At 33.3% G+C, this 22,105-nt stretch carries 24 protein-coding genes; 8 read left to right on the top strand and 16 right to left on the bottom strand.

Going from position 1 to position 22,105, the window contains the following annotated elements; translation table 11 throughout:
• Positions 1–3: 3 nt before the first annotated feature.
• From HM987_RS12635 to HM987_RS12625, 3 genes are read right to left on the bottom strand one after another with little or no spacing between them, the layout of a single operon-like run.
• Positions 4–1,077, bottom strand: coding sequence for a glycosyltransferase family 4 protein (locus tag HM987_RS12635; protein ID WP_179008427.1), 1,074 nt, complete (start codon positions 1,075–1,077; stop codon positions 4–6).
• Positions 1,077–1,838, bottom strand: a complete 762-nt coding sequence (locus HM987_RS12630; protein ID WP_179008426.1) for a glycosyltransferase family 2 protein — start codon at positions 1,836–1,838, stop codon at positions 1,077–1,079. Before HM987_RS12630 ends, HM987_RS12635 begins: the two co-directional genes overlap by 1 nt.
• 2 nt (positions 1,839–1,840) lie before the next feature.
• The gene (locus HM987_RS12625) at positions 1,841–2,542 is read right to left on the bottom strand and encodes a glycosyltransferase family 2 protein (protein ID WP_179008425.1); all 702 of its coding nucleotides are present in this window, start codon (positions 2,540–2,542) and stop codon (positions 1,841–1,843) included.
• Positions 2,543–2,599: 57 nt separating this feature from the next.
• Here HM987_RS12625 and HM987_RS12620 point away from each other — a divergent pair, with 57 nt between their 5' ends.
• Positions 2,600–3,322 (top strand): polysaccharide deacetylase family protein, encoded by a 723-nt coding sequence (locus HM987_RS12620; RefSeq protein WP_179008424.1) that lies wholly within the window; start codon positions 2,600–2,602, stop codon positions 3,320–3,322.
• Between the two features lie 412 nt (positions 3,323–3,734).
• Here the strand turns inward: HM987_RS12620 and HM987_RS12615 are convergent, their stop codons facing one another.
• The gene (locus tag HM987_RS12615; RefSeq protein ID WP_179008423.1) at positions 3,735–4,472 is read right to left on the bottom strand and encodes a glycosyltransferase family 2 protein; all 738 of its coding nucleotides are present in this window, start codon (positions 4,470–4,472) and stop codon (positions 3,735–3,737) included.
• Positions 4,473–4,544: 72 nt separating this feature from the next.
• Between HM987_RS12615 and HM987_RS12610 the strand changes: the two genes are divergently transcribed.
• Together HM987_RS12610 and HM987_RS12605 are read left to right on the top strand one after the other, a co-directional pair.
• Positions 4,545–5,369: a glycosyltransferase family 2 protein gene (locus HM987_RS12610; RefSeq protein WP_179008422.1), complete on the top strand. Its 825-nt coding sequence runs from the start codon at positions 4,545–4,547 to the stop codon at positions 5,367–5,369.
• Positions 5,370–6,185 carry a glycosyltransferase family 2 protein gene (locus tag HM987_RS12605; protein ID WP_179008421.1) on the top strand — a complete coding sequence of 272 codons (816 nt, stop codon included), beginning with the start codon at positions 5,370–5,372 and terminating at the stop codon, positions 6,183–6,185. It begins immediately after the preceding gene.
• Positions 6,186–6,498: 313 nt separating this feature from the next.
• On the opposite strand, the gene HM987_RS12600 is transcribed toward HM987_RS12605, so the two are convergent.
• Entirely contained in the window at positions 6,499–7,041 is a 543-nt protein-coding gene (locus tag HM987_RS12600) for a class I SAM-dependent methyltransferase (protein WP_229724443.1), read from the bottom strand.
• Between the two features lie 52 nt (positions 7,042–7,093).
• Positions 7,094–8,149 carry a glycosyltransferase family 9 protein gene (locus HM987_RS12595; protein WP_179008419.1) on the bottom strand — a complete coding sequence of 352 codons (1,056 nt, stop codon included), beginning with the start codon at positions 8,147–8,149 and terminating at the stop codon, positions 7,094–7,096.
• 59 nt (positions 8,150–8,208) lie between these two features.
• Between HM987_RS12595 and HM987_RS12590 the strand changes: the two genes are divergently transcribed.
• On the top strand, positions 8,209–8,976 hold the full coding sequence (locus HM987_RS12590) for a lipopolysaccharide kinase InaA family protein (RefSeq protein ID WP_179008418.1): 768 nt from the start codon (positions 8,209–8,211) through the stop codon (positions 8,974–8,976).
• Between the two features lie 64 nt (positions 8,977–9,040).
• Here the strand turns inward: HM987_RS12590 and HM987_RS12585 are convergent, their stop codons facing one another.
• Genes HM987_RS12585 through HM987_RS12575 form a run of 3 tightly spaced genes read right to left on the bottom strand, consistent with a single transcriptional unit; the run spans position 9,041 to position 10,474 of the window.
• Complete coding sequence (locus tag HM987_RS12585; RefSeq protein ID WP_179008417.1) at positions 9,041–9,856, bottom strand: 2,3,4,5-tetrahydropyridine-2,6-dicarboxylate N-succinyltransferase; 816 nt, start codon at positions 9,854–9,856, stop codon at positions 9,041–9,043.
• A 22-nt stretch (positions 9,857–9,878) separates the two neighbouring features.
• The gene (locus HM987_RS12580; protein ID WP_179008416.1) at positions 9,879–10,181 is read right to left on the bottom strand and encodes a HigA family addiction module antitoxin; all 303 of its coding nucleotides are present in this window, start codon (positions 10,179–10,181) and stop codon (positions 9,879–9,881) included.
• Positions 10,182–10,192: 11 nt separating this feature from the next.
• A complete protein-coding gene (locus HM987_RS12575) occupies positions 10,193–10,474 on the bottom strand; it encodes a type II toxin-antitoxin system RelE/ParE family toxin (RefSeq protein ID WP_179008415.1) in 282 nt (93 codons plus the stop codon).
• A 496-nt stretch (positions 10,475–10,970) separates the two neighbouring features.
• Between HM987_RS12575 and ruvX the strand changes: the two genes are divergently transcribed.
• The 4 genes from ruvX to mazG all read left to right on the top strand — a co-directional run bounded on the left by ruvX (position 10,971) and on the right by mazG (position 13,447).
• Positions 10,971–11,384: a Holliday junction resolvase RuvX gene (ruvX, locus tag HM987_RS12570; RefSeq protein WP_179008414.1), complete on the top strand. Its 414-nt coding sequence runs from the start codon at positions 10,971–10,973 to the stop codon at positions 11,382–11,384.
• 178 nt (positions 11,385–11,562) lie between these two features.
• Positions 11,563–12,153 (top strand): peptide deformylase, encoded by a 591-nt coding sequence (gene def / locus HM987_RS12565; protein ID WP_179008413.1) that lies wholly within the window; start codon positions 11,563–11,565, stop codon positions 12,151–12,153.
• A 10-nt stretch (positions 12,154–12,163) separates the two neighbouring features.
• Positions 12,164–12,595 (top strand): DUF5606 family protein, encoded by a 432-nt coding sequence (locus tag HM987_RS12560; protein ID WP_179008412.1) that lies wholly within the window; start codon positions 12,164–12,166, stop codon positions 12,593–12,595.
• 78 nt (positions 12,596–12,673) lie between these two features.
• Complete coding sequence (gene mazG, locus HM987_RS12555) at positions 12,674–13,447, top strand: nucleoside triphosphate pyrophosphohydrolase (protein WP_179008411.1); 774 nt, start codon at positions 12,674–12,676, stop codon at positions 13,445–13,447.
• Positions 13,448–14,143: 696 nt separating this feature from the next.
• Here the strand turns inward: mazG and HM987_RS12550 are convergent.
• The 7 genes from HM987_RS12550 to HM987_RS12520 form a co-directional block, all read right to left on the bottom strand.
• The gene (locus HM987_RS12550; protein ID WP_179008410.1) at positions 14,144–15,712 is read right to left on the bottom strand and encodes an NACHT domain-containing protein; all 1,569 of its coding nucleotides are present in this window, start codon (positions 15,710–15,712) and stop codon (positions 14,144–14,146) included.
• Positions 15,664–16,104, bottom strand: coding sequence for a hypothetical protein (locus tag HM987_RS12545; protein ID WP_179008409.1), 441 nt, complete (start codon positions 16,102–16,104; stop codon positions 15,664–15,666). Before HM987_RS12545 ends, HM987_RS12550 begins: the two co-directional genes overlap by 49 nt.
• A gap of 351 nt (positions 16,105–16,455) precedes the next feature.
• The gene (locus HM987_RS12540; RefSeq protein WP_179008408.1) at positions 16,456–16,716 is read right to left on the bottom strand and encodes a hypothetical protein; all 261 of its coding nucleotides are present in this window, start codon (positions 16,714–16,716) and stop codon (positions 16,456–16,458) included.
• 180 nt (positions 16,717–16,896) lie between these two features.
• Positions 16,897–19,029 carry a DUF349 domain-containing protein gene (locus HM987_RS12535; RefSeq protein ID WP_179008407.1) on the bottom strand — a complete coding sequence of 711 codons (2,133 nt, stop codon included), beginning with the start codon at positions 19,027–19,029 and terminating at the stop codon, positions 16,897–16,899.
• A 324-nt stretch (positions 19,030–19,353) separates the two neighbouring features.
• Complete coding sequence (locus HM987_RS12530) at positions 19,354–20,127, bottom strand: shikimate dehydrogenase family protein (protein ID WP_179008406.1); 774 nt, start codon at positions 20,125–20,127, stop codon at positions 19,354–19,356.
• Positions 20,096–21,115 (bottom strand): DUF368 domain-containing protein, encoded by a 1,020-nt coding sequence (locus tag HM987_RS12525; protein WP_179008405.1) that lies wholly within the window; start codon positions 21,113–21,115, stop codon positions 20,096–20,098. Before HM987_RS12525 ends, HM987_RS12530 begins: the two co-directional genes overlap by 32 nt.
• Complete coding sequence (locus HM987_RS12520; protein ID WP_179008404.1) at positions 21,115–22,083, bottom strand: DUF368 domain-containing protein; 969 nt, start codon at positions 22,081–22,083, stop codon at positions 21,115–21,117. Before HM987_RS12520 ends, HM987_RS12525 begins: the two co-directional genes overlap by 1 nt.
• Positions 22,084–22,105: the final 22 nt, after the last annotated feature.

Below are 22,105 nucleotides of genomic sequence, written 5' to 3'. Positions count from 1 at the left end.
ATGTTAGTTTCTTAATAATTCTTTATAAACTTCAATATACTGTTTTGCAGCTTTATCCCAATTAAAATTTTTGGCGTGTGCAATATACTTTTCTGAAAGCGCTTTCTGGTTGTTTTCATAAGTATTTAAACCATCAATAAGGACCTTAGCCATATATTCTGGTTCATAATGGTTCCAATAAAACGCATCTTTACCACCTATTTCTGGTAATGATGTATTGTTGGACAAAAATACAGGTTTACCAAAACGCATCGCTTCAATTGGTGGAATCCCAAAACCTTCACGCAACGAAGGAAATACAAAAGCCACACAGTTTTTTAAATAATACTGTTTGTCCAGATCACTAATTTTTCCTGTGATGATAACACGGTCTTTAAGTCCCAATTGTGTAATGGTATCGTTCAGTTTACCATTAGCATAAGAAGTATTGTTGTTTCCAGAAAGTATTAAATTAAAATCTGGAAGATGTTTTAGCATTGCAACTAAAGTATGAAAATTTTTACGATCCGTGAATTCCCCAATACTGAATAAATACGGACGATTGGTGGTTACTTTCGGCTTATGTGTTTCAGGTAGTGTGATGTTGTCGATAGGGTTTCCATTATGGATGACATATTCTGGAACATCAGGCACCTTAAAGTATTGATGTGTCGATTGCTTTGCGTATTCTGAAATATAAGTAATAGCGTGGCTTCTATTGAGTTTGTTTTGAAATCTCAAATTTACCTCATGGTTTAAATCCTGAGAAACTTCATCAATAAAATTTACGTCATGTACCGTTAACAGATAGGGAATATCATAAAAAGGCTCGATTTTAATATTCTGATTGAGACAGTGCCACATATCATATTTTTTTTTGATTTGAAATAAGCGATGCCTACTGAGCGAATTATATGTTTTATAATTAAAATAGTCGCCAAATTCAGATTTGAGAGGCTTCGTATCTTTAGCATGAAGTGTCATTTTGAAATCATCAACTTCTGCATTATAAAGCCCTTTAATTAAATGATAATTGAACTGTCCAAAACCAAAATGAAGATTTTTTATATTATGGGATTCAAGAAAGATGTGTTTCATTATACTTTGGTTTTGTGCAATTCCCGCAATTTAGCATATTTTAAGAAGGTAATGTTGGCGGTCTGGTAACAAATCATAAAACCATTGAAACCATCTAAAAAACCTAATCTTAAAATGTAAGATTTAAAAAATGCCCAAGTCGGATTAAACATAATTTTCCAGATGGGTGCTTTCTTCCCTTTATCAAAATAGGCCTTGGCGGCAATGGTTGAGAAATATTCCGTTTTTTGGTTGAATTCAGAATAAGTCTGATACGTTTGGTGTAAAATATCACCTTTTAAATGACCGGTTTTTTCAGTAGCATCAAATAGTTGCACATTATCATGCGGATTCATGCCTTGCCAATTTCCTTTTCGTCTATCAAAAACCCGTAATTTCTTGTTTGGGTACCAATCGGAATGTTTGATCCATTGCCCACAAAAATTATTGAGACGGTTAGCATAATAGCCATCAAATTTCCAATTGGATTTTAGTTCTAAAATTTCTTTTTGAAGTGTTGAGGATACCGCTTCATCACCATCTAATGAAACGACAAAATCATGAGAGGCTTGCTGTAAGGCAAAGTTCTTTTGTTCGATATAACCTAGGAACTCTTGTTCAATGAATTTTACGTTAAATTTAGTGCAAATAGCTTTTGTGTTATCTGTAGAAAAAGAATCGACAACCACAATTTCGTCAACAATATCCACTAGTGATTCCAAACACTGCTTTATGTGTCGTTCTTCGTTATATGTAATAATTACACCAGATAGCTTTACCATAATTATCTTAAGTTTCTGTAATGAAGCCAAAGGTATAAATAACGTTTAAACACTTTAAACGCCTGCAAATAGGAATAAATAAAACCTTCCTTACCATCCAAAAACCCGAGTTTAAAGACATAATGTTTCATTAAACTACCAAAAGGTTTTAATAAAAAATGATAGAGATTAGGTCTTAAATTTTGCTGGGCTAAAGTGTTAGCTTCGTTTTTAGCTTGTTTGGTCAGTGTGGCATTAAACCGATCAAAACTTATATAATCCGTAATTATCGCGTTTTTTAAAGATTTGGTTTTTGTTGAAGTATCGCCAACATGGATTAATCTGTCTTTTAATATGCGAGTACTATCGGCATGTTTTAAAACCTTTCCCATAAAAGACAACTTTGATTTGATAGCGTAATTTCCATTTAAATTGGAGTCTACAATATCAATTATTTCATTACTTAAAGCTTCTAAAATGCGCTCAGTAGGTTGTAAACATAAAACCCAAGGATGCGATGCTTTAGATAGCGCAAAAGGTTTAACACCTTCAAAATCCATAAAATCACCTGAAAAAACAAACGCACTTTTTGATTTAGCAATTTGAATTGTAGCGTCGTTACTATGGTTATCCAGTACAATAATTTCATTGGCAAACTGGCAGTTTGCTATAAAATCAGCAATGATATCTTCATCATTATAAGTAAGGGCGACAACGCTAATCATTCAATTAAAAATAATACTTTTGTGTAAAGCAAAAACAAAAGTAACACTTTTAGGCTTATGACAAGATTGCCCATATTAATGTATCATAATGTTTCCAATGATAAAAATAGTAACGGACTTACCATTTGGGCAAATAATCTTGAAGACCAGTTTAAATATTTAAAAGACAATGGTTTTGAAAGCTTTCATTTTTCTGAATTAGAGAATTTTACAAAAAACAAAAAATCACTTCCAAAAAAAAGTGTAGTCATTACGTTTGATGATGTATATGTCAATCAATTAGAGCTAGCTTATCCACTCTTAAAAAAATATAATTTAAAGGCCACTTTTTTTATTCCCTTCGAATATGTTGATGCAGTGGATTCATGGAATACCAATGAAGAAAAAATAATGTCGGTAGCACAATTAAAGTCTATGGATGCTGATATCATTGAATTAGGCCTGCATTCATTTCATCATAACAATTATAACGATATTTCAATTTCAGAAATTGAAAAAGACTTTGAAGCGTGCTATGAATTTATCGAACAGCACAATTTAAAGGTCGAAAATATATTAGCTTATCCTTATGGCAAATACCCACGAAAAAATCCAAAGCAACGTGAGTTTTTTAACCAATTAAAACAACAACATATTACCTATGGTTTACGTATTGGCAATCGTGTGAATCGTTTTCCGTTTAAGGATAATTATCAAGTACAACGTATAGATATTAAAGGAGAGGATAGTTTAAAAACGTTTAAACTAAAACTGAAGTTTGGTAAATTGCGATTGTTTTAATGTTGGACTCAACTTGACTTTTTCTATTTCCTAAAAAATGTTATAGTAAATGACAATAATAAAAACTTGTAATTTTTTTGCCACGAATGCACGAATAACACTTTTAGAAAAGGTTGCCTAAACATCTACAGGCTGAAAGTCTGTATGTTTTTGAAACAGACTTTCAGTCTGTTTAATTTGTGATATAGATAGTCAATTGTTTTCTCCACTATTTTCTAGAACGAATGAATTCGTGATAATCCGTGAGATTCGTGACGAAATTTAAAAAGGTTCAAGCGAATACGTTAACATAAACACTCCTAATAATGCACATAAAACCAATTAAGTATCACAAATTTTGTTCCCATTGGGAACTTTTATTATTACGTATTATCAATTTTAGTTATGTACCTATGTTTGAAAACCAGTAATTTTATTTGATGCCACGTTTTAGCAAAATGAGTTTAGCATATCTCGAAAACACACCATAGGCATTTACGCCAGCAATAGCCATTCCTGGAATCCCATCCCTAAATCCGCCACGAATGATATAGCCATGAAAAAAGCGGTAAAATGGCTTAAATGCTAAATGGAAATAAGTGGCTTTTTTACCCTTATCAAGCATTTGTTGTGCCTGAAACCAGGCATAAGTATCTTTCTTCTCGATGTAATGTTCTAAACCTTTGTACGTATAATGCAGCATATGGTGTTTTAATTTTCCAACGGAACCATCAACAATTAATTTTTCGTGTACACTGCCTTCAAAATGACATTTTTCCCTGACCACCAAACGTGTCACATCATTACTGTGATGAAACAGAAAACGATTCATATAGAAATGTGGAAAATTAAGTTTATAGGCGGTATGTTTTCCATTATTGATGGCATCAATGATCTCAAGTTGAAGCGGATAGGTAATACGTTCGTCGGCATCTAAAAATAAAACCCAGTCGCAAGTCGCAAACTGTAAAGCGTGATTTTTTTGATTTGAAAAGTTGTCAAATTGACGTTCAACAATTTTACAATTATACTGTTTGGCAATTACAACCGTTTTATCGGTACTAAAGGAATCTACTACAATAATTTCATCGGCAAATTTTACGGAATATAAAGCACGAGCAATGTAGGCTTCTTCGTTGTAAACTGGAATTATGACGGAAAGTGTTTTCATATTTCAATACAAAAGTACATAATTTATGGTTGTAATTAATTCCTTAAATTTGCATCAAAATTGCTAATGAATATGACGCATTTATCAATATCTGTAATAGTAAGTACTTATAATTCTGTCGACTGGTTACGAAAAGTCTTAGAAGGTTATAAACATCAGGAGTACGATCATTATGAAGTTATAGTTGCTGATGATGGTTCTGGAGAAGAAACACGTCAACTTATTGAAAGCTATCAGACTGATTATCCTGTGAAGTTACGTCATATTTGGCATGAAGATTTAGGCTATCGTCGTCAAGAGTTGCTTAATAAAGTGATTATGCAAGCCGAATACGATTATATTTTAATGACCGATGGCGATTGCATACCGCGAAAGGATTTTTTGGCCGTCCATGCTAAATTTGCTGAAAAAGGTTATTTTCTTTCAGGTGGTTATTGCAAATTAAATATGCCTTTGAGTAAAGCCATAGATGAAGAACATATTGCCAAAGAAGATTGTTTTGATGTCAACTGGTTAAAATCTAATGGTGGATTGCAAAGTAAAAATGCATTAAAAATTAGTGCAGGGGAAACCTTGGCTACTTTTTTAGATTTTGTGACGCCAACTGGAGCGACCTTCAATAATTGTAATTCTAGCGCATGGAAGGAAGATTTAATAGCCATAAATGGTTACGACGAACGCATGCAATATGGCGGACCTGATCGTGAGCTCGGAGAGCGTTTAATGAATTACGGGATTAAGCCTAAGCAAATCCGCCACCAGGCGATATGTTTACATTTGGATCATAAAAGAGGTTATAAAACTAAGGAATCCTTGGATAGAAACCTTCAAATCCGAAAGGATGTAAAAACGCAAAAATTGACTTGGACTGATTTCGGAATTGTAAAAAAACAATAAATGCCTCAGCTTTCAGTCATTATTAGTACTTATAATCAGCCTGAATGGTTGGAGAAAGTCTTAATTGGCTATCAACAACAATCGTTTAAAGATTTTGAAATTATCATAGCCGATGATGGTTCTTCCAAGGAAACCGAAATGGTAGTAACTAATTTCGTGTCTCATTCGGATTTAAAAATTACGCATTGCTGGCAAGCGGATCATGGTTTTCAGAAAACTAAAATTTTGAACAAAGCCATTGTAGCCTCTGCAGCTGATTATTTGTTGTTCACGGATGGCGACTGCATTCCACGGAACGATTTTGTTGAAAATCATTTCAACTTAAGACGGCCAAAACGGTTTTTGTCTGGTGGTTATTTTAAACTGCCTAAAAATATTTCAGAATCAATAGCTGAAGAGAACATCATAAGCCAAGATTGTTTTAAAAGCGATTGGTTATTGAGCCATGGTTTAAAAAAGACATTTAAACTAAACAAGTTGACGTCTAAGGGTTTTAAGGAGAGGTTCTTAAATAATGTCACACCAACCAAAGCCACTTGGGACGGTATGAATGCTTCAGGATGGAAGACTGATATTGTTGCTGTAAACGGTTTTGATGAGCGTATGGCATATGGAGGAGAGGATAGGGAACTTGGTGAACGCTTAATGAATTCAGGTATAAAACCGATCCAAATTCGATATAGCGCTATTTGTTTGCATTTGTTTCATGAGCGTAGCTATAAAAATGAACCAGCCATCGCGAAAAATAAAGCGATTAGAAATGAAACAAAAACCCAAAAAAGGAAGTGGACAGATTTTGGTATAAATAAGCGATAAGTACATGCCAAAAACTGAGCGTGCATGATACTTCAGGTTCACAAAAGGAATGGAATTTGTGGTAATTAATTGGTTTCAAATGTAATTTTAGCTATATTTTTATAAGATATTTCGCTTCGAACGTTATAGGTTTGCCACGAATACACGAATCCACTAGTTCTTGAGAATAATGAGGTCATTAATTGACTGTCTATTTCACAAATGAAACAGGCTAAAAGTCTGTTTTGTCACTCTAATCTTGAAGAGAAATTCGTGTATTTGTGGCAAAGAAATCACGAGTTTTTATCTTTTGATATTCACAAATAAAAGAGAGTTAAACTTTTTTATAAACACCAACTTTCCAATAGGTCGATTCTCGGTCTGTAGCAACTTTTTCAAAATTAAGTTGCTGTATTTTAGATGAATTATTTATTAATTCCCAACAGTCCGTTCCTTCTTTATAAATTGAAACAATTAAAATACCTTCGGAATTTAATTTTCCAATAAACCGATCTAACACGTCTTGTTTTAAATCATTATGAACATAATAAAAGGCTTCGTTAAAAACAATGACATCAAAGGTCTCGTCAGGAGTATACGTATGGATATCAGCAACTAAATTAACTGAGTTTTCTAGTTTTTTCGTTTTGGCGATGTCAATAGAGGCACTTGAAAAATCCACATTAAAAAACGTTTTATATTCATTTTTATCAAGCCTTTGGTTTAGTACAGCTTCGCCTGCACCTAAATCTAAGATTGATGGATTTGTTGTAGCATAAGTTTTTATATAATCTACAATTTTATGATATCTACTAGACTCGCGTTCGTCATTCAAATAACTCCATTTCCCTTTTTTATATTGTTTGTTCCAGCGCATTTTTCTGCGCCAATGATGAAACCTGTCTATGAAAGATAGTTTGTGCATATATCTAAAAATTATGTTTTAAAAACGTATCTAGAATAGGTATAATAAGTTCGGGAGTTAATTGTTTGTATAAAAAAGAAGGGTCTTCTTCTATTTTTTTACGTTGTGCTCTGTCTGTGGAAAATAAATCTGGTTTTTCGTCCAATAAGTGAACTGAGGTATGTGTTTTTCCATCTTCAAAACTAGCCCAATGGTCTTTTAAAACGTAAGGGGAAAAAATAGTAAAAGTAGGTTTGTTCAACGCTTTTGCAATATGTACCGTCCCACCTTCATTGGCAATAAGTAATTTGCATTTGTTCATTAATTGAATGAACCCACGGATGCTATCCTCATAGACATCAAAAATTATCCTATCCTTATGTTTGCAGTTGTTATAAATGCTTTCAGCATCCTCTTTCTGGTGTGGTGAATAATTGAATAAAGCATAAACATCATAGTTTTCGGTTACAAAATCTATGATGGCGGTAATATGCTCATAAGGCATCGATTTTTGCGGTGTGCTTCCCAATATGCCAAACATAATAACAGGCTTATCATAAGCATTGAGTTTGTCATAGTGTTTCTCTTCCTTGGTTAAATATATTTTTGGTTCATAAATGGGATTTTCAAGAGGAAAAACAGAATTCACTAAGTTGACACGGTCTTCAATGGATTTTCCGCATGGAAGGGATTTTTCCTTTAAAAACGGTACGTTATGGGTATAAAAAGATAATGGTGGGTTTTTATCCCGTTTTTTATAGCCCACTCGTATGTCTGCACCAGATAATAAACTGATGATTCGACTTTGAAATTTAGCATAAGGATCAAAGATAATGTCATATCCTTTTTTTCGAACCTGAATAGCTGTTTTAATAAGGTTAGGTATTTTTTTTAGTTCCTTTTCTTTAATTTCAATGATATGGTCAATGGCAGGATTCTGCTCTATAACACCAGTCGTGTAATCATAAACCATATAATCAATTATTGCATCTGGAAACACAGTTTTAATGTTAGTTGCAATTAAAGAGGCTAAGAGCACATCGCCTATACGTTTATTTTGAATGACAAGTATTTTTTTCATTATATGAGATAAAACCTATCTTCGCAAAGTATTACATTTTTTAATGTTTTAAAACTAAAATGAAACAATTATACCTTCATTCAGACTATAAGTTTTTAGAAAAAGAAATTTTAGAGTTCGTCGAAAATTTTGATTCACGTGGCGAATATGTCGTAAAAGGAGAGCGAAATTCTATAAAAAAAGAAACCCTTCAGAATGAAACACTAAATGTAAAACAATTCAAAATCCCCAATTTTATTAATGCATTTATATACAAATATATTCGTAAATCGAAAGCCAGACGCTCGTTTGAATATGCTTCAATTTTAATTGAAAAAGGTATATTGACCCCATTTCCGATAGCCTATTATGAAGAAACTACTCCCTTTGGTTTAAAAAACAGTTATTATTTAAGTAAACAGGTGGATTATGATTTAGATTTCAGAGTATTGATTCACGATTTAAATTACCCGAATAGAGATGAAATTTTAAGACAGTTTACGGCCTTCACCTTTAAGCTTCATGAAAACAATATCAATTTTCTAGACCATTCCCCAGGAAATACCTTAATCGTAGATAACGAAGATGGAACCTACGACTTTTATCTTATTGACTTAAATCGGATGCGTTTTGAATCTATGGATTTTAACAAGCGTATGCATAATATAAGACGTTTGTGGCCATCAAAAGCGATGATAAAAATCATGGCCAAGACCTATTCCAAACTCTACAACAAATCCTACGAAAGCACACATGCCTTAATGTTAAAACACGCTAGGGATTTCCAAAGAAAAATTGATAGTAAAAAATTACGTCGTTCTGGACGAAAGTTAAAATTTAAGTCTTAAAAGTTCATAATTATTTTCAGTACGAGTAAGCACTGTAAACTGCTACTGAATACTGTTAACTTTTTCAGACTGCCACATCATACTCACGTAAAGCATCATTCAAGGACGTTTTCTTATTCGTACTTTCCTTGCGTTTACCAATAATCAAAGCACAAGGCACTTGGTATTCGCCTGCAGCAAACTTTTTGGTATAGCTGCCAGGAATCACAACGGAACGTGCAGGAACAACACCTTTGGTTTCTACAGGTTCATCTCCAGTAACATCAATGATTTTTGTACTCATGGTCAACACCACATTAGCTCCTAAAACAGCTTCTTTTTCAACACGTACCCCTTCAACCACAATACAACGGCTTCCAATAAAAGCACCATCTTCAATAATGACAGGAGCTGCTTGAAGTGGTTCTAAAACACCGCCAATACCAACACCTCCAGACAAATGCACATTTTTACCAATTTGCGCACAACTACCAACGGTTGCCCAAGTATCTACCATAGTCCCTTCATCTACATACGCACCAATGTTTACATAACTCGGCATTAAAATAGTACCGGAAGAAATATAAGCACCATGTCTTGCCACAGCATGCGGCACAACACGAATCCCTTTAGCAGCATAACCACGTTTCAGGGGAATTTTATCATGATATTCAAAAATACCAACTTCAAAAGTTTCCATTTTTTGAATTGGGAAATACAAAACAACCGCTTTTTTCACCCATTCATTTACCTGCCATCCATTAGCGGTAGGTTCTGCAACGCGCAATGTCCCTGCATCGACTAGGTCAACGACACCTCTGATAGCATCAATGGTGACTTTATTAGCTAAAAGAGAACGGTCTTCCCAAGCATTTTCTATAACGGATTGTAATTGTTTCATGTGTGTATATTTAGAGCCTTTGTTAGGCAACGTTTTTATTTTCGTGATGTTTAATTTCGTTCAGTTCGGTTTCTTTCGATTTTTTTTCTTCTTCGATATCAAAATCGTCTTGAAGTCCGAGCCAAAATTTTGCTGAATTTCCAAAGTATTTACTCAATCGTAAAGCTGTATCTGCTGTAATTCTACGATTTCCTTTCACTATTTCCGAAATTCGGGTCTGTGGAATTTTTAAGTCTTTTGAAAGTCGGTATGCGGTAATTTTCAAAGGTTCAAGGAATTCATAGTGCAAGATTTCGCCAGGATGTATATTATTCAGTTTTTCCATGTTATTTGTCTTTAGTGATAATCAATAATGTCCACATTGCTTGCGCTAACTTTGTCCCATTGAAAAATAATTCGCCATTGTTTATTAATTCGGATGCTGTAAAAACCATTCAAATTTCCACTCAGTTTTTCGAGTCGGTTAGATGGTGGAATCCGTAAATCCTTAATATCCTGCGAATTATTCAACATTCTTAATTTTCGACGTCCAACATTCTGTGTTTCAATCGGCATTTTTTTAACTCGAATACCATTCCAAATCTGTTCGGTCTGTTTTGAGCCAAAAGAAACAATCATAATTATGTTTTACGTTACTAACGTTAAAAGTAAGTAAAAAGAATGAATTTACAATGTTTTCCCCAAAATGATTCTCAACGAATTAAAAAAAATTAAGCTCAAAGATAAAACCATACATACCTTTGAAAAAATATTTTAAAATGTTTTTGATATAAATGTGACCTCTTCAAGATAGCGGTGTCTTAATACTATTAAATGGAAGATAATTTATTTCTAATAACGTTATCTTAGAATTTAATTAATAGCTAATTTCGAAAACCCCTTTCCCATTAAATAAAGGGGTTTTCTTTTTTCTGAAAATTTGAAATAAATGTGACCTAAATAAGAATGCTGTGTCTTAATAGGTAGATTGATGGCATGATTTATTTTATGAGGGAATAATATCGTATAAATCAATTTGCTTAGAATGGTATTTACCAAACGCTTCCTTTTTTTTAGGAAGCGTTTTTTTTATCCCAATTTTAAATAAAACAACTATTACAGTATCTTCGCAGTTATGGGACGAATTTTAGCCATAGATTATGGTACGAAGCGCACAGGTTTAGCGGTCACGGACGAAATGCAAATTATTGCGTCAGGCCTCACAACCGTTGACACTAAAGATCTTCTGGATTTTTTAAAAGATTATGTATCTAAGGAAAACGTCGAAATAATGGTCGTGGGCTTACCTAAACACATGAATAATACAGCCTCTGAAAGTGAAGTTTATATTCAGAAATTTTTGATAAAATTAGCAAAGGCTATTCCTGAAATTCCAGTAGATCGTTTTGATGAGCGTTTTACCTCGAAGATGGCGTTTCAAACCATGATAGATAGTGGCTTAAAGAAAAAGCAGAGACGAAATAAAGCCTTGATTGATGAGATTAGTGCGACTTTGATTCTACAAAGTTATCTTTCAAGCGTACAGTAGGTGGAAGTAGTCTCAGTCGCAGTCTCAGTGTCCAGAAAAAAATGTAAAATAAAAGGATTATAGTAATTAAACATTGCGGCTCTGTGTATCTGTAAGAAAGTACTATTGAATTTAGTCCTAGGAATTTGGAATTTAATTATTGAAATTTAATACTTTTGCAGCCGAAAATAAACGAATTATGATTTTACCAATCGTTGCCTATGGTGATGCTGTTTTAAGGAAAAAAGCAAAAACCATTGATAAAGATTATCCGAAGCTAAATGAGTTAATAGAAAACATGTACGAAACCATGTATGGTGCGTATGGCGTTGGTTTGGCTGCACCTCAAATTGGTTTGGCGATTCGTATGTTTATGGTGGACACAAGTCCTTTTGCAGAAGATGAAGACCTCTCTGAGAAAGAAAGAGAACAGATGAAAAATTTCAAAAAGACATTTATTAATGCTGAAATTTTGGAAGAAGAAGGCGATGAATGGGCTTTTAATGAAGGTTGTTTAAGCATTCCAGAAGTAAGGGAAGATGTGTTTAGGCAGCCAAAAATAAAAATTCAATATCAAGATGAAAATTTTGATACACATGTTGAAGAATATGATGGGTTAATTGCGAGAGTGATTCAGCATGAATACGACCACATTGAGGGTATTTTATTTACGGATAAATTATCATCTTTCAAAAAACGTTTAATAAAAGGACGTTTGAACAACATTTCTAAAGGTAAAATTAAAATAGATTACAGAATGCGTTTTCCTGCCATGAGCAGAAAGCGCTAATACCATATATATGAGCTTAGACAAAATATTATCCATCTCTGGGAAACCAGGATTATACAAAATTGTTACACAGACCAGAACAGGTGCTGTTGTAGAATCGTTAATTGATAAAAAACGTATCACAGTTGGTGCACACAGTAATATCAGTATTCTCAGTGAAATCGCTATTTATACGTTGACTGAAGAAGTACCTTTGAGAGAAGTTCTAAAAAAGGTTAAAGAAAAGGAAAACGGACAACCGACATCCATTAGCCATAAAGATGGAAAAGATACTTTAGAAGAATTTTTCTTTGAAGTATTACCAGAGTATGACGAAGATCGCGTGTATCCTTCAGATATTAAAAAAGTGGTGCAATGGTACAACTTACTTCAAAAAAATGATTTGTTAGGTGCACTTGAAGAACCAAAAGAAGATAAAGACACGTCTTCTGAGGAAGAATAAAGCATGCGTCAGTTCGAGTGATTTTGTTCTGAAAACATTCAGAACAAAATTGTATCGAGAATATTTTAAACCAAATTAATGTCTGATAAAACCTCCCAATTAAAAGCCTTTGAGCGTTTGTTGCATATCATGGACGAGTTGCGCGAGCAATGTCCTTGGGACAAGAAACAAACCATGGAATCTTTGCGTCATCTTACTATTGAGGAAGTTTACGAACTTGGTGATGCCATTCTCGACAATGATTTGGACGAGGTAAAAAAGGAATTGGGAGATGTGCTTTTGCACATTGTTTTCTATTCAAAAATTGGAAGCGAAACTAACAATTTTGATATTGCAGATGTCTGCAATTGTATTTGCGATAAATTGATAGATCGCCATCCACATATTTATGGCGATGTGAAAGTTGAAAGCGAAGAAGACGTTAAGCGCAATTGGGAACAACTGAAGTTAAAAGAAGGTAAGAAAAGTGTACTCGAAGGTGTGCCAAAAAGCTTACCTGCTATGGTGAAAGCCAGCAGAATACAAGACAAAGTCGCTGGTGTTGGTTTTGATTGGGACGAACCTGAACAAGTATTTGAAAAAGTAGAAGAGGAGTTAGCTGAATTAAAAGCTGAAATCGCTAAAGGCGACCAAGATGCGATTGAAAGCGAATTTGGGGATGTGATGTTTTCAATGATAAATTATGCACGCTTTTTAAAAGTAAATCCTGAAAACGCCTTAGAGCGTACCAATAAAAAATTCATTAAACGCTTCCAGTATCTTGAAGCTAAGGCCAAAGATTTAGACAAATCTCTAAAAGACATGACACTCACGGAAATGGATGTGTTTTGGGAAGAGGCTAAACTGCTCTAAAAATTCCTGCGAACGCAGACAAACCTTTAGGTTCAGCGCAGCTAATCTCTATTTTAAATCCGATGAAAAATTTTCAGATTAGCAAGAATTAGTGTTTTTGTCTAAATCTGTGCTAGTTTTCCATTTTATTTTCAAATTATCAGTTTTCTATGGATAAATAATATCTAGATAATAGGCGCCTAACCTATGGTTATCATCGACTTGCTTGTAAGTATTATTTAAATTTTGAAAAAAATATCAGCACGAAACATCCAAAACTAAATTCTGTGCGTAAATACTCTATATAAAAGCAAACGCGCTTTTATAATCTTAGTAGGAGATCTTAATTATTATTTTAAGCGGTTGTAATTAAGGTTAATTTAGTTTAGTTAGGGCAAAACCCATTTGTTGAAACAAATGGGTTTTGATATTTAAAATTCCTGCGTAGGCATGAATCTCTCTTAGATATTTTATTTTGAAGTTGATTTTTGTGAGTATTGGTATCACGAGTATGTCTCTATTTTGTAAATAAATAGGTACAAGCTAAAAACTTGGACCAGCTAAAGGGATAGAGCAAAAAACCGGCATTGATAGCGGTGTGTCACAAACTACTTTGCAATAGCTAAACTTAGAATGATAAACGATGCGGAATATAAAAGTGCGCTAGTGAAAAATTAAAGGGATTTTATTTGTATCACAGTACTTTGTTGTGCATAGTTATATTCCTTTTAAATTGTCACGTTTTTTATCATCTATTTCTTTCAATATTTTATTTTTTAGTTTGACACATTTGTTATAGTCTAGTAAATAAAGTTGGGAAGCAGTTCTACTTCTGTAACGATATGAAAGAACCATATCGTTTGTCTTTTTAAAATTTCTTTTTGTATTCGCAATATTTTTTGAATCTTCATTTAAAACAAGTGGAACTTCTGAAATAAAAGAATCGTCAATTTGGTTTTCTGGTTTTCGATTTAATTCAATGAATAATGGTTCTGATTTTTTACCCAAAATATTAATTATTTCCTGGTTGAAATTTGTTCCAAAAAATCTAAAAGTTGCTTCATTTTCTTTATGTGTAGTTTTAGTAATAGAACTGAAATTGAAATCAGTAACATGCTTTTTAAATTTATTCTCTGCTTCTGGAAAATCTACTTGACTTTCACATTTAAAAATATCAAAGGACACTCCATAATTAATTGCTTGTCTTTCTCTTAAAAGTGTCTTTTTGTAATCACTAAACTCTAAGTAGCTACTTTCACAATATTCAATAAAGTCTGTAATTAGTTTTAATATTATTTGAGTTCTGAATATTTCATATTCTAATTCGTAGAGAAAATCTAGGATGTTGAGATAATTATCTTTATGTGAATCAAAAATAAGCTGTATTATTTCCTCTTTATCTTTTGAGCTACTTATGAATTCTGCTGCGAAATAATCTTGAATAGATTTATGTGCCCATTTCAATGAATTACCTTCCTTGACATAGAGAGGTACGTTCGATTCTAAATCTTCTATATAATTAATCTCTTTAAAGTCAATACCAATACACTTGTTATTAGCTTGTTTAAGAAACTTTACTAATTCAGAATAATTGTATTCAACCTTTATAGCTTTAGCAGTATCAAAAGCCAATTGCCTTAATACAATTCTAAAATCGTGAATATCAAGACCTGATTTTTTATTTCTTTCAAAACCGTCCTTAGATAAATCGTGATGTTTATATAATGAGGTATATACTTCATCATAAAATGTCGATTTTTTTGAAGGTATGTCCTTGTTATAAGAATAAGTTTTATAAAGTAATGATACTAAAAAGGGATTTATTAAAAACTCCTTAATCTGTGACGGTTTGTTTTCAATTTCATCAATCAATTTACTAGCAATACCATAGCCGCTTAAACTGTCATATTTTTTTATAAGGTTAAAAGACTCATCCTCTCTCAGAGGTCTAATATGGAACATTTGAAAGTCTCCAAAACTTGACAACGCAGAATCTGGTCTCGAGGTTAAAATAAAAGTGTTTTTATATGTTTTACTCACAAAAGATTTCAAGTCGGAAATAACACTTTCACGTTCGTCATATTCAATTTCATCAAAGCCATCAAATAGAATTGTGAAACTACCTAATTCTAAAAATTTAAAAATGAGTTCTTTATCAAAATCTTTGTCAATAGGATTAAGTTGATTGAATATTTCATCAATTACTTTATTTTTTGTTTTAATTCTTTTTAGGTCAATTAGTATTGGTATCGAATCTCCACTTTTATTAATGATAGACCAATCCATTTCATTAGTGTCGATTTACCCATTCCTGCGGTATCAGAAATTAGTAATCTTTCATAGCTTCTGAGAAAATCGAAATTTACTTTATTAATTTTAGCCGTTTTCCTATCTCTTGTAGAATAAATTGTTAAAGGAAAATAAATATCCTCAATATTTATTTGTTGGTTTGGTAGTACAAGAATGTTAATATTCAAAAAGTTCTGATATGACCTATTTAAATACTCGGTGAATTTATTTTCAAAATAATGGTCTACTAAATCATTTTCGTTTTTTCGTTTTTTCAACCATACACTTAAAGCTTCTAATTTGGGTTTAATTAATGTTTGCACTAAAGGTTCAACAAATGGTTTAGCAATTGCTGCAATGTCTTTTATGTCTGATAAATTTAATTCCATTTGGTAATTTTTAATTATGCACAACGGTGAATTAATGCATTGTTACTTGATTAAGCATCTAATTTAGTAAACAAAAACGAACACGATAAAATTCCGAAGGAATTTTCAAAACAGGCAATTGCCCTAGCAATTAATTATACATGGTGTTGGCATTTCGTTGTTTTTATTGAGCTTAATTCCGTTTTCCCATTTTCCAGTGTCTGAGTGAATTCGGTCAGCGATTTATTCCGCAAAATTTTTAATTCCGATTGAGTGAGCAATTCCACAAATTGCTAATTCCGCAATCAATTCGAGTTTTGGTTTTCAATTCAGTTTTCGATTCCACAAACGGGCTAAATTCAGGTGTTGAATCTATATTGATTCGGATTTTTTATATTTTTTATGTCCAATCTTTTTCTTTTCCAGAATGGCGTAAAATTTTCGTGGCGAGATTTTCAAGTCTTTTGTTATTTCACTCACTTTTTTCTTCCGTTTTTTATACAACTTTAAATTCTCATTGACTTTTTTGTCAAAATAATATTTTTCCAGTTTCTCAACGATTTGTAATTCAGTCAGATTTGACTCATTCGCATAATTTTCAATTTCTGATTTAATATCTTTTAAATTACTCATAATTGTTATTTTTAAAGGTTCTGCTCAATGAATGCCAACACTCAAATAAGCACACTTTCTTTATTTTCTTAACAAGGACATAATTCCAATTCAAGTCGATATACTTTTGAATAGATCTGAATTTGGCCTACAAAATTGATGCATTAAATGGATGCAATATTTTTATTCTATTTGACCATACTAACTATACATCCCACGAACCTTGGATAACTTTTTCTTCCAAGTTTCTAACTCTTTTTTGTGGTTGGCGATATTTTTATGCACATCCTTAACTAAGGGATTATCTGATTTCACATTAGAGAAAAACTGTAGATTATTTTCCAATTGATTGATTTCAGATTTAATCTCGCTCATTCGTTTCTTGATAAAGTTATACTCGTTATCCAATAATCTTGTATCATCAGGACTGGCCAAATTTTCAAGTTTACTGTCAAACTTAATCATCTCAAGTTTAGACTTGTCCATTTTCAGTTTATCAAAGGCATCATCTATGGCTTTGTAGAATTTACCATCGATGTAACGTTTGTTTTGAGGAACATGTCCTATGTCTTTCCATTCAGAAATCTTGGATTTTAAGATGTCAACATCAGCTTTTGGATCGTCGCTAAGCTCCATTGCTTTTAAATCGTCAAGAAGTTTTACTTTTTTATCAAAAGCATCATAAAGGTGTTGGTCTTGTGCTTTGCGCTGCGCATGCATTCTGTCAAAATAATGATTGCAGGCTTTTTTAAACTGTTTCCAAATTTTATCACTATCGCGTCTTGGTACATGACCGATTTTTTTCCAATCGCTCTGAATTTTTTTCATCAAAGGTGTGACCGTTTTAAAATCTTCACTATCCTTGTTGTCTTCCGCAATTTGTATGAGTTCTTTTTTCTTTTTTAGATTCTCGTATTGATCTTTCTTTAAATCTTTATAGAATTTATTTTTCCCACGATTAAATGTCCGGACCGCATCCTTAAACTTTGCCCAAGTGGCTTCGTTAACTTTTATAGGCACTTTTCCAGCCTTGAAAAACGCATCCCTTAAGGCTTCAATCTCTTTTATTTTTTTCTGCCAAGCACTATGCGAACTGGCTTTGTCTTCTGCTATGGCTGTGATTTGGGAAATGATTTCTTCTTTGCGCTCAAGATTTTTTTCATGAGCCTTGTCCATATCCGCAAAATAAGCTTGACGCTTATCGTGAATCGCTTTTGTGGCGTTACTGAAACGTTCCCAAATTTCTTCTCGATGCTCTTTGCCAACAGGCCCGAGTTCTTCTTTCCATAATTTGTGCAATACTTGCAGCTCTCTAAAAGAACGGTTTGTGTTTTCATCTTGCGCCAATTCTTCCGCACGTTCTATGATTTTTAATTTTTGATCATAGTTGTGCTTAAAATCCATATCTCGCAAATCATTATTGAGATGCAAAAAGTCATAAAAACGCTCCACGTGATGATGATAGGTGTTCCAGGCATTATTGTATTTGTCCCTAGGAATTGGCCCAGCATTACGCCAATTTTCCTGAAGCTCTTTGAAGTGCTTATAAGTGGTACCCATGTTTTCTTCCACATTGAGCAAACCTTTAATATCTTCTATGATTTGTAATCTATCCTCAAGATTTTGCTTTAGGTTTTGCTCGCGTTCCTTATAATAAGCACCAATGGATTGTTTGTAGTCTTTATAAAGTGAATTGAACAGTTTTTTGGTATCGTTGGTGTAATAGAAGTCGATTTCATTGCCACCATCTTCAATAAATTCTTCCTTTTTTTCGTCTAAAAGTTCACTGAATTTGGCATTGAATTCCGATTTTATCTCATTGACGTTTTTAGAAATCGTTTGGATTTTATGATGCTTCAATAACCGGTTTAATTCCGTTGCCAATTCCTTCATGCTCATGGCATGGTAGTCCTTTTCTTCTACCTCATGACGTTCAGCATTCGATTCATCTTCCGCATCCTCAGCGTTTGAAGCTTCAATCTCATCAACATGATCGACGTTAGACGTTTTTTTAGTCACTGCTGCGACTTCGTCTTCAGTTTCGGTGTCTTCTTCATCGATTGCTGTATCACTTTCAGTTTCTACGTCAGTTTGTGCATCAGTTTCGTCTTCAGTTTTAGCATCTTTTGGTTTTTCCGTAACGTTTTCTGAAGTTGTTTCAATTTCAGTTCCCGTTTCAACCTCAGTGTCAGCCGTTTTTATTTCGGCATCTTTTTCATGTTCGATTTCAGATTCGATTTCAACTTCTCTAGTCGTTTCTGGTGTTGGCGTAGTTTCTGTCGATTCTACTTCTTTTTTTCCATCTGCTTTTGGCAGGTTATCATTCTCAGACATAAGTCAATTTATTTATAGGTGGTTAAAGATACTAACAACCGTTAGAATTACAAAGGAAATGAACCTAGAGCTCATATTTTATGATATATATCCATTATTGACTGTTTAATGTATGTTCGCTTAAGGCTTTGGTATTATCCAGTTTTCAAGAGTTTTTAAATCAAGATACCTTACCATTTGCATATGAAAAAATTATAAAACTGGTAAAAAGATTACAATTCTGTTTTTCAGTCAGTTAGAATTTTGTCTATAATCTAACAGCGCAGCGGTCTTTCATCTTCTTTCGGACACTATTGATTTATATTAACTTAAAATATCTTAGTTTTAAATATCCAATTTGATATTAAACCATATCTCCCAAGATTTTTCCGCTTGTAAGCGGAGCATTTCTAAACCATTGATTGTGGTTGCTCCTCTCTGAAAACCATTTTTTAGGAATTTGGTTTGTTCAGGATTATAAATAAGATCGTACAAAATATGATTTTCGGTTAAAGCTGAATACGGAATATCAGGACAATCATCAACTTTTGGAAATGTGCCAATAGGTGTACAATTGATAATAATCGTATAATCGGATATGATGTTTTCTGTTAAATCCGAATATAAAAATGTAACGCCTTTTTTATGGGAACGGGATACAAAATCAAATTGAATGTTCAGCTTTTTAAGCGCATAAGCAATCGCTTTAGAAGCGCCACCTGTGCCAAGTATTAAGGCTTTTTTATGGTGTGGTTTTAAATGTGGTTCGATAGAATTTTTAAAACCGTAAAAATCGGTATTATAACCAATAAGTTTTCCTTTTTTTGTAATTCGAATCGTGTTTACGGCTCCGATTTTTTCTGCTTCCTTATTCAATTTGTCAAGCAACGGAATGACTTGTTCTTTATAGGGAATGGTTACATTTAGGCCTGTTAAGGCTGACGTATTTTCAGTTATGGCTTTAAGTTCGTCTATGGATTGCAAATCGAAATTAACATAGGAATAGGGCAAATTTTCCTTGTCGAATTTATCGGCAAAATAACCTCTTGAAAAGGAGTAGGAGATATCCCGTCCTACGAGCCCGAATTTAAGTTTTGATTTGTCTTGTGCGTTGTCCATACCATTCTAATCCTAAAACTATGAGGATCCCAATGGCAATATAAGCAATTGCAATGTAAGTTTGGGCGTTGAGTTCTGGTAAAAACCGCTCATAATTAATGATAATTTCCTTTCCTGTAGAATCTAAAATTTGCGAACCATCAAGGTTTTTTTTGTAAACTGTTTCTTTCCATGGCCAAACCACGCCAAGCGAGCCTATTATAAAACCCATTATGGTTGCTAATGTAATATTTTTATAATGTTTTAGAATATAATTCAACATATGGGAAAATGTCACTAAGCCTGTAACAGAACCCAATGTGAAAACCACTAAAACTTTTAAGAGTCTCAAGCGGATTTCATTATGGATAAATTCGAAATTACCACTAAAAATGTCGAACATGGTGTCATAAAGTGCATTGACGGAATCGACCAAAAGCAACACATAATTTCCTAAAAGTATAAGAATAAATGAGCCAGAAAAACCTGGTAACGTCATACCAGAAACACTAATAATACCACAAAAAAACACAAAAAAGAGATTGTCATTTTCGGTTGCAGGATCTAAGAAACTGATACTGATGCCCACAATAGCGCCAAGGGTTAAAGCTAAAAGTGTGGTTCTGTTCCATTCTTTAAAATCTTTGCTGATGTAATATATAGAACCTAAAATCATTCCGAAGAATGTACTCCAAACATAAAGCTCGTAGTGTACAATGAGATAGTCAAGGATTTTTGAAACACTGAAATAACTTACCACCATTCCTAAGAATAGTAAGCTTAAAAATTTACCGTTAATGTAACGATAGAAACTTCTAAATCTTCCGTTTAATAAAAATTTAAAAGCTGTTTTATTGACGCGTTGTAATGAGTAAATAAATTCTTGGTAAAAACCTGCGACAAAAGCAACAACACCACCAGAAACACCAGGAACTTTATTGGCAGCTCCCATAGCCAAACCTTTAATGACCAAAAATATACGATCTATAAGGGTTCTGGTACTTTGCATTATACCTTGTTTTTTTGCTTGCCTAAGCTTTCTAGAATAAGTATTGCAGCAAAGCCGGTAATGATAAAAATAATAGCCAGTAAAAGCTCGCTATCTCCAGCATAAGACGATGGTAAAATACTTTTGTCCAATAAGGTTACGACTTCACCTTCCGAATTTACACGCGTTTTTAGAACTTCTTTCCAAGGCCAAATTTTATTTAAGGACCCAATCATAAATCCGGTTAAGATGGCCAACGTAAGATTCTTATGGTGTTTGAACATCCAATTCAACGCTTTAGAAAACACTTTTAATCCTATCACTGCACCAACCGCTAGCAATATAAATTTTAAAAATGCATCCTTAAAAAGTTCCATATTCCCAGTGAGCAAACCATCCCTTAAATTATTTATCGTATCAATTGCTGTTTGATAAGCACCAAGAATAAGCAAAATAAATGCGCCAGAAACGCCTGGTAAAATCATGGCGATTATAGCAATAAAACCGCAAAACAGCATATATAAAGGACTGTCTGGAGAGGCAAATGGTTCAGCAAGCGTAATGTAAAACGATAGGATAGAAGTGATTATAATGGCGATCACCAACTTGGCAGACCAACCGTTAATTTGTTTGGCTATGTAAAGAATACTGGCTAAAACAAGTCCGAAAAAAAAGGACCAAAGTAGAATAGGTTCATGATGTAAAAGCCACTTTATTAATTTTGCCAAGGATAAAATACTTATCGCAATTCCAGAAAAAAGCGCTAATAGGAAATTACCGTTGATGGAGTTCCACGCTTGTTTAAAGCCTTCCTGTTTCCAAACTTTAAAAAACCCGAGATTAACTTTATCAATACTTTCAATAAGTTCTTCGTAAATACCAGAAATAAAGGCTATAGTTCCGCCAGAAACGCCAGGAACAACATCAGCAGCTCCCATGGCTATACCTTTAAAAGTGATGACCAAGTAATCTATAAATCGTCTTTGCATTCCATTTTAAAATAAGAATCGC

It is taken from the genome of Winogradskyella forsetii (genome assembly GCF_013394595.1).
Classification (GTDB): Bacteria; Bacteroidota; Bacteroidia; order Flavobacteriales; family Flavobacteriaceae; genus Winogradskyella; species Winogradskyella forsetii.
The sequence above is the reverse complement of the archived record's forward strand: the minus strand, read 5'-3'. Positions and strand labels throughout refer to the sequence as shown.

Excerpts from the sequence above, each read along its gene's own strand:
- HM987_RS12525 (WP_179008405.1), bottom strand. The coding sequence starts at position 21,115 with ATGCAAAGTACCAGAACCCTTATAGATCGTATATTTTTGGTCATTAAA.
- HM987_RS12630 (WP_179008426.1), bottom strand. The coding sequence starts at position 1,838 with ATGGTAAAGCTATCTGGTGTAATTATTACATATAACGAAGAACGACAC.
- HM987_RS12590 (WP_179008418.1), top strand. The coding sequence starts at position 8,209 with ATGAAACAATTATACCTTCATTCAGACTATAAGTTTTTAGAAAAAGAA.
- HM987_RS12560 (WP_179008412.1), top strand. The coding sequence starts at position 12,164 with ATGAGCTTAGACAAAATATTATCCATCTCTGGGAAACCAGGATTATAC.
- HM987_RS12595 (WP_179008419.1), bottom strand. The coding sequence starts at position 8,149 with ATGAAAAAAATACTTGTCATTCAAAATAAACGTATAGGCGATGTGCTC.
- HM987_RS12575 (WP_179008415.1), bottom strand. The coding sequence starts at position 10,474 with ATGATTGTTTCTTTTGGCTCAAAACAGACCGAACAGATTTGGAATGGT.
- HM987_RS12535 (WP_179008407.1), bottom strand. The coding sequence starts at position 19,029 with ATGTCTGAGAATGATAACCTGCCAAAAGCAGATGGAAAAAAAGAAGTA.
- HM987_RS12620 (WP_179008424.1), top strand. The coding sequence starts at position 2,600 with ATGACAAGATTGCCCATATTAATGTATCATAATGTTTCCAATGATAAA.
- ruvX (WP_179008414.1), top strand. The coding sequence starts at position 10,971 with ATGGGACGAATTTTAGCCATAGATTATGGTACGAAGCGCACAGGTTTA.
- HM987_RS12550 (WP_179008410.1), bottom strand. The coding sequence starts at position 15,712 with ATGGATTGGTCTATCATTAATAAAAGTGGAGATTCGATACCAATACTA.
- HM987_RS12625 (WP_179008425.1), bottom strand. The coding sequence starts at position 2,542 with ATGATTAGCGTTGTCGCCCTTACTTATAATGATGAAGATATCATTGCT.
- HM987_RS12520 (WP_179008404.1), bottom strand. The coding sequence starts at position 22,083 with ATGCAAAGACGATTTATAGATTACTTGGTCATCACTTTTAAAGGTATA.
- HM987_RS12605 (WP_179008421.1), top strand. The coding sequence starts at position 5,370 with ATGCCTCAGCTTTCAGTCATTATTAGTACTTATAATCAGCCTGAATGG.
- HM987_RS12540 (WP_179008408.1), bottom strand. The coding sequence starts at position 16,716 with ATGAGTAATTTAAAAGATATTAAATCAGAAATTGAAAATTATGCGAAT.
- HM987_RS12545 (WP_179008409.1), bottom strand. The coding sequence starts at position 16,104 with ATGGAATTAAATTTATCAGACATAAAAGACATTGCAGCAATTGCTAAA.
- HM987_RS12585 (WP_179008417.1), bottom strand. The coding sequence starts at position 9,856 with ATGAAACAATTACAATCCGTTATAGAAAATGCTTGGGAAGACCGTTCT.
- HM987_RS12600 (WP_229724443.1), bottom strand. The coding sequence starts at position 7,041 with ATGCGCTGGAACAAACAATATAAAAAAGGGAAATGGAGTTATTTGAAT.
- def (WP_179008413.1), top strand. The coding sequence starts at position 11,563 with ATGATTTTACCAATCGTTGCCTATGGTGATGCTGTTTTAAGGAAAAAA.
- mazG (WP_179008411.1), top strand. The coding sequence starts at position 12,674 with ATGTCTGATAAAACCTCCCAATTAAAAGCCTTTGAGCGTTTGTTGCAT.
- HM987_RS12610 (WP_179008422.1), top strand. The coding sequence starts at position 4,545 with ATGACGCATTTATCAATATCTGTAATAGTAAGTACTTATAATTCTGTC.
- HM987_RS12530 (WP_179008406.1), bottom strand. The coding sequence starts at position 20,127 with ATGGACAACGCACAAGACAAATCAAAACTTAAATTCGGGCTCGTAGGA.
- HM987_RS12635 (WP_179008427.1), bottom strand. The coding sequence starts at position 1,077 with ATGAAACACATCTTTCTTGAATCCCATAATATAAAAAATCTTCATTTT.
- HM987_RS12580 (WP_179008416.1), bottom strand. The coding sequence starts at position 10,181 with ATGGAAAAACTGAATAATATACATCCTGGCGAAATCTTGCACTATGAA.
- HM987_RS12615 (WP_179008423.1), bottom strand. The coding sequence starts at position 4,472 with ATGAAAACACTTTCCGTCATAATTCCAGTTTACAACGAAGAAGCCTAC.